Source organism: Mesorhizobium intechi (genome assembly GCF_002879535.1).
GTDB classification, from domain to species: domain Bacteria; phylum Pseudomonadota; class Alphaproteobacteria; order Rhizobiales; family Rhizobiaceae; genus Mesorhizobium; species Mesorhizobium intechi.
The window spans coordinates 1-4800 of the sequence record NZ_PNOT02000254.1 but is presented as its reverse complement, the minus strand read 5'-3'; the positions used below and the strand labels follow the sequence as shown (position 1 = coordinate 4800).

General features: G+C 65.1%; 9 protein-coding genes. All 9 read left to right on the top strand.

Annotated features, from left to right (window positions below):
- The coding region (locus C1D09_RS33495; RefSeq protein ID WP_208760418.1) for a hypothetical protein at nucleotides 1-198 on the top strand (198 nt) is incomplete at its 5' end.
- Between the two features lie 80 nt (nucleotides 199-278).
- Nucleotides 279-515, top strand: a complete 237-nt coding sequence (locus C1D09_RS22580; protein WP_143976372.1) for a DUF680 domain-containing protein — start codon at nucleotides 279-281, stop codon at nucleotides 513-515.
- 127 nt (nucleotides 516-642) lie between these two features.
- Nucleotides 643-1614: an MBL fold metallo-hydrolase gene (locus C1D09_RS22575; protein ID WP_143976371.1), complete on the top strand. Its 972-nt coding sequence runs from the start codon at nucleotides 643-645 to the stop codon at nucleotides 1612-1614.
- Nucleotides 1615-1662: 48 nt separating this feature from the next.
- Nucleotides 1663-2142 (top strand): tetratricopeptide repeat protein, encoded by a 480-nt coding sequence (locus tag C1D09_RS22570; RefSeq protein WP_143976370.1) that lies wholly within the window; start codon nucleotides 1663-1665, stop codon nucleotides 2140-2142.
- A gap of 230 nt (nucleotides 2143-2372) precedes the next feature.
- On the top strand, nucleotides 2373-2894 hold the full coding sequence (locus C1D09_RS22565; protein WP_143976369.1) for a DoxX family protein: 522 nt from the start codon (nucleotides 2373-2375) through the stop codon (nucleotides 2892-2894).
- A 121-nt stretch (nucleotides 2895-3015) separates the two neighbouring features.
- A complete protein-coding gene (locus tag C1D09_RS22560) occupies nucleotides 3016-3627 on the top strand; it encodes a BA14K family protein (protein WP_143976368.1) in 612 nt (203 codons plus the stop codon).
- Between the two features lie 115 nt (nucleotides 3628-3742).
- A complete protein-coding gene (locus C1D09_RS22555; protein ID WP_143976367.1) occupies nucleotides 3743-4066 on the top strand; it encodes a DUF2934 domain-containing protein in 324 nt (107 codons plus the stop codon).
- Between the two features lie 14 nt (nucleotides 4067-4080).
- Complete coding sequence (locus C1D09_RS22550; RefSeq protein ID WP_143976366.1) at nucleotides 4081-4230, top strand: hypothetical protein; 150 nt, start codon at nucleotides 4081-4083, stop codon at nucleotides 4228-4230.
- A gap of 146 nt (nucleotides 4231-4376) precedes the next feature.
- Nucleotides 4377-4800 (top strand): hypothetical protein (locus tag C1D09_RS22545; RefSeq protein WP_143976365.1); only part of this gene is annotated, 424 nt, incomplete at its 3' end.

Below are 4800 nucleotides of genomic sequence, written 5' to 3'. Positions count from 1 at the left end.
GGTACCGACATCACCGAGGCGCCGGTGCTGAACCGGCGCCTTTTGTGCGTCTATGAGGTGGCCCTGGCGGAAAGCGGCGGCGCTTCCAAGCTTGGGTTCCTCGCCCCCTTGTTCGTGGGTGCGAGGAACCCAGGTTCTGCTTGGTCGCGACCCTTGAATCCGCCCCTCTCAAAAAAATCTCGCCACCCTCGGGAATAAAGCACCGGCTTGCCGGGTCTTCCCTTCAGCGGGGCCAATCCGGCCCGCGACGCGAAGAAACGAAACAAGGATTTATGAAAATGACCAAGCTCGCTCTCAGCGTGGCCGCGATGTTGCTTGCCTCGAGTGCCGCCTTTGCCGGCAGCGACCATTTCGGCGCCGCCACTGCCAATCAGCCTGTCGCTTCCGTCGACACCAACGCCACCGCCTCGATCCCCTACGCGGCGTCCGTCGACGCCAAGGTGACGGCCGGACCGAGCCGGCCGGCGATCAAGACTGTTGCGGACGAACCCGGCCAGGGCATCTGGGGCCGCTGAGTTCAGGGGGCGGGACAGCCTCGAGGTCCCGTCCCGGTCCGCAATCAGGACGGGGGGCCATGTGGCGTGGCCCTCCGTCGCTCCTTCCGCGATTTCTTGCCGCCACCGCAACCCACAGGAGACCACAATGTTCAGCATGACACGCCGCACAGTGCTTCAATCCGCCGCCGCCGCTGCCGCCTTCGGCCTTGCCGGCAAGCTCGAATTCACCCGCCCCGCTTTCGCGCAGACCCCGGTCGAGCCGACCGTCGGCTTCTATAAATACACGGTCGGCGATATCGAGGTCACCGCCATCTATGACGGCATCTGGAAGAAGCCGCACGACCCGGCCTTCATCAAGGATGTCTCGGTCGAAGACACCAAGGCGGCGCTTGCCAAGGCGGGGCTGACCACCGAGTTCATGCCCATCCCGCTCACGGTCGTCGTGCTGAAGATGGGCGGCAGGCTGATCATGATGGATGCGGGCTCGGGCGTTGGCCAGTGGCAGGCCAATGCCACGCACCTGCCGGCCAACATGGCCGCCGCCGGCATCGACTACAAGGCGATCGACACCATCATGATCTCGCATTTTCACCCCGACCATGTCTGGGGCCTGATGGAGAAGGGCACCAACACGCCGGTGTTCCCCAATGCCGAGCTGATCGTCAACGCCACCGAATACAATTGGTGGACCGACCCGAGCCGGCTGGCCAAGCTGCCGGAGGGCCGCAAGCCGGCGGGCAAGCGCATCGCCGAGAACTTCCCGAAATGGAAGAACTGGAAGCTGGTTCAGGACGGCTCGGAAGTGGCGCCAGGCATCCAGATCGTCGCCGCCCCCGGCCACACGCCGGGACATTCGGTGTACCTCGCCAATTCCGGCAAGGAGCAGCTGATGATCTCGGCCGACACCATGTATGTGCCGGCCCTGCTGGCGCCGCATCCGGAATGGCAGGGCAGCTATGACCAGGATGGGCCGACCGCGATCACCACGCGCCACAAGATCATCGACCGGGTGATCGCCGACAATATCCGCATTTCCGGGTCGCACTTCCCGTTCCCGGGCACCGGCGCCTTCGTCAAGGACGGCAATGCCTATGGCTTCACGCCGGTTCAAATTTGAGCCCGTTCGGCCTCTCAACGCTAACGCACAAACCAAGCGAGAAAGACGATGAAACAGCTTCCTTTGGGCAGAAACGCCCTGTTCGGCCTGCTCGGCGCCATCGCCGTGCTGACCGTCGTTCCCGTCGCAACGATCATGCCCGCCTATGCGGTGGATGATATCGAGGGCGCCGACGCACCCGATCTCACCGCCGTCCAGGCCAAGATCGCCGCCAAGGACTACAAGGGCGCGCTGGCCGATCTGCGCGACCTCGCACAGGACAACCAGCAGGCCGACGTCTACAATCTGCTCGGCTTCACGCTGCGCAAGACCGGCGACGTCACCACCGCGCTGACCTACTACAACAAGGCGCTGGAGCTGAAGCCCGACCACAAGGCCGCCCGCGAATATCTGGGCGAGCTCTATGTCGAGACCGGCGACATGAACAAGGCCAAGGAGCAACTGACGTCGCTGCAGAAGCTGTGCCCCGCCGGCTGCGAGGAGCTTTCCGACCTGCAAAAGGCCATCGACACCAAGGTGACGCAGTAAAGCCGCGCCCCTTTCCTCTCCCTCCGCAAGCGGGGAGACGGAACGGGGACCTGCGCCGACCGGTCCCCAACCACCACGGTTTGGGCGCTCGTGGCTGGCGCCCATTGCCGGAGCCGGCGCCTCTCCCTCGAGCCGGCTCCGGCCTTTTCGAACATCAGATCCGGCAGGCGCCGTTTTTCGCGCCCCGCGGCGGGCGGCGCTTGCCTGTGCTCAAAGAATGGAGGCTGACCATGACACCGAACGAAATCGCCGCGAAGCTCACCGGCCTCGCCACGAGATATCACATCAGGGATGTGACCCTGCTTGCCGGCCGCCTGCTCATGTCCTTCATCTTCCTGCATGAGGGCGCGACGCTGGCCACCCATTTCGACGGTGCCGCCAAGGCGATGGCCGCGCAAGGCGTCGGGCTGCCGCTGTTCGTCGCCACCATCGCGCTGCAACTGGGGGCAGGGCTCTCGGTGGCATCGGGCCTGCTGACGCGTCTGGGCGGCATCGGGCTCGGCCTGTTCTGCCTGGCAACGGCCTTGCTGTTCCACGTCAACTTCGCGAGCCAGAACGAATTGCTGCATTTCGAAAAGGACCTGGCCATATCAGGCGGCATGTTCGTGCTGGCCGCCGTCGGCGCCGGCCGGCTCTCGCTGGACTGGCTGCTGGCCCGCCATCTGCAAAAGCGCCAGCGCGACAAGGAAATGGCCAGGGCATTGCTGGCCGTGGAGAACCAGTTTTCCGCGAATGTGCAACTGCCGGTTTGAGGCAGCAAGGCCGCCGCCTTGCGCAGCGGCATGCCGCTTCAGTGCCAACCCCGGCAATAGGCTCGCTCGCTGGAACCAGTCCCGATGCTCCGCATTCTATTAGCCGAGGGTCAAGGAGTGCGTGATGAAAGCGGTTTTGGCGTTGGTGGCGGGCTTCGTCCTGACCCTTGCGGTCTTTGCCAGCGGGCTGGCTTTCGCCGCCTGGCTGATCGTCGCCAAGCCCGCGCATCAGGCCAGGCCAGCCGGCAGTGTCTCGCAGCTGTGGACCAAGGACGCACAGCCCGTCGACAAGGCCGCGTCGGGTCTGGAGCGCGTGGCCGCCGTGCAGGCGCCCGCACCCGCCGCCGCCGGGGCGCAGTCCGTCGACCCGACCAAGACAGCCGCGGTGGAGCCGCAGGCCGGTGAGCAGCAGGCCACGCTGCCGGCTGCCCATGTCGGCTGGTGCGCGGACCGCTACCGCTCCTACAACCCCGACGACAACAGCTACATGTCCTACAGCGGCCGGCGGCGCCCCTGCGTCTCGCCCTATGTCGAAACCAGTGCGGCCGACGGCCAGGCCGCGCAGCAGCCCGACGACGTCAGCTATGTCGAGGGTGGCGCGGCGCCCCTGGTGGCGACAGCGGGCCTTTCGGACGACCACGTCCAATCCTGCTTCAGCCGCTACCGGTCGTATCGTCCCGAGGACAACAGCTACCAGCCATACTCAGGCGGGCCGAGGCGCCAGTGCGAGTAGGCGCCGCGCGCGCTCGCGCCCATCCGGCAGTTCCGCCTGGACCAGCGATCACGCAAATTTTTTGGATCAATCCCATTACCGCGGCGTTCATCCCTGACACGAAGGAGGAACGACAATGGGCGACGAAAGGCACGAGAAGATCCAGAAGCGCGCATACCAGATCTGGGAGCGTGAGGGCGGCGGCGATCCCGAGCATCATTGGCACCGGGCCGAGGCCGAGATCGACAGGGAAGCGGCCCTGCCGCTGACGGCCGACGACGCCTTGCCGCAGACCCGCGAGATCGCCAGCACCGACGTGCTGGAGGTCGAGGAGCTGGCCATGCGCACCGGCATATCGGGCGACGAGGCGCAGGCGCTGCTCGACCGCCTGGGCACCGATCGGGCGGCGGTGGAGCAGGCCGCGCGCGGCCTGAAGGCCAGGAAGGACGCCAAATCCTGATCAGGGAGAGCGAGATGATCCGCAAACTCAAGGACGGAAAATACCGGCTTTATTCACGCAAGAAGGACGAGAAGACCGGGAAACGGCGGAACCTGGGGACGTTCGAGACGCGCGAGGCGGCGCAGAAGCATGAGAAGGAGGTGCAGTACTTCAAGCGGCATTGAGGGGGCGGCGTTTGGCGCTTGCCTCTGATGGTCGCAACGGCGGGGTTCGCAGACAGCGGCGAAAGCGACGATGTTCCCCGTTTGCGCCCGCTAAGGTGCGACGGACTCAAAAACCGATCTGAAGAGAGGTCGCCGGGGAATTCGACATGCGGACGAGGTGCGCCATCCTGATTGGGCTTCTGTGGATCGTTCCCGCAGCCGCGGAGGACGCCCAGTGCCCGAAAGGTGTTCAACTGGAGGAGGACATCCAGGCCACGCCCGACTGCCTGGCCGCTCACAAGTTGCACCAGGCCTGCGCCTGGGGATCGAGCGGCGACGGATTCATGTCGGAAGCCGTGATCGACAAATGCAAGGCTGGATTTTTCGATCGACTGACCCGCAAGCAAAAGCGCCTGTATGAAAAGCGCCTCGAGGCATGCGGCGAACGCTACCCGGTCACCCCGGATGGCGGGTCTATCCAGATATACCTGTCATCGATGTGTGACGAGGATCTCGCGGCGACCTATTTCAAAGCCGCGAAGGGCGGGAAAATTGTGGGAACGCCGCGCTGGAGGGTGCCCGACATATCCC

Coding starts and splice junctions, on each gene's coding strand:
- C1D09_RS22580 (WP_143976372.1), top strand. CDS start 279: ATGACCAAGCTCGCTCTCAGCGTGGCCGCGATGTTGCTTGCCTCGAGT.
- C1D09_RS22555 (WP_143976367.1), top strand. CDS start 3,743: ATGGGCGACGAAAGGCACGAGAAGATCCAGAAGCGCGCATACCAGATC.
- C1D09_RS22570 (WP_143976370.1), top strand. CDS start 1,663: ATGAAACAGCTTCCTTTGGGCAGAAACGCCCTGTTCGGCCTGCTCGGC.
- C1D09_RS22575 (WP_143976371.1), top strand. CDS start 643: ATGTTCAGCATGACACGCCGCACAGTGCTTCAATCCGCCGCCGCCGCT.
- C1D09_RS22565 (WP_143976369.1), top strand. CDS start 2,373: ATGACACCGAACGAAATCGCCGCGAAGCTCACCGGCCTCGCCACGAGA.
- C1D09_RS22550 (WP_143976366.1), top strand. CDS start 4,081: ATGATCCGCAAACTCAAGGACGGAAAATACCGGCTTTATTCACGCAAG.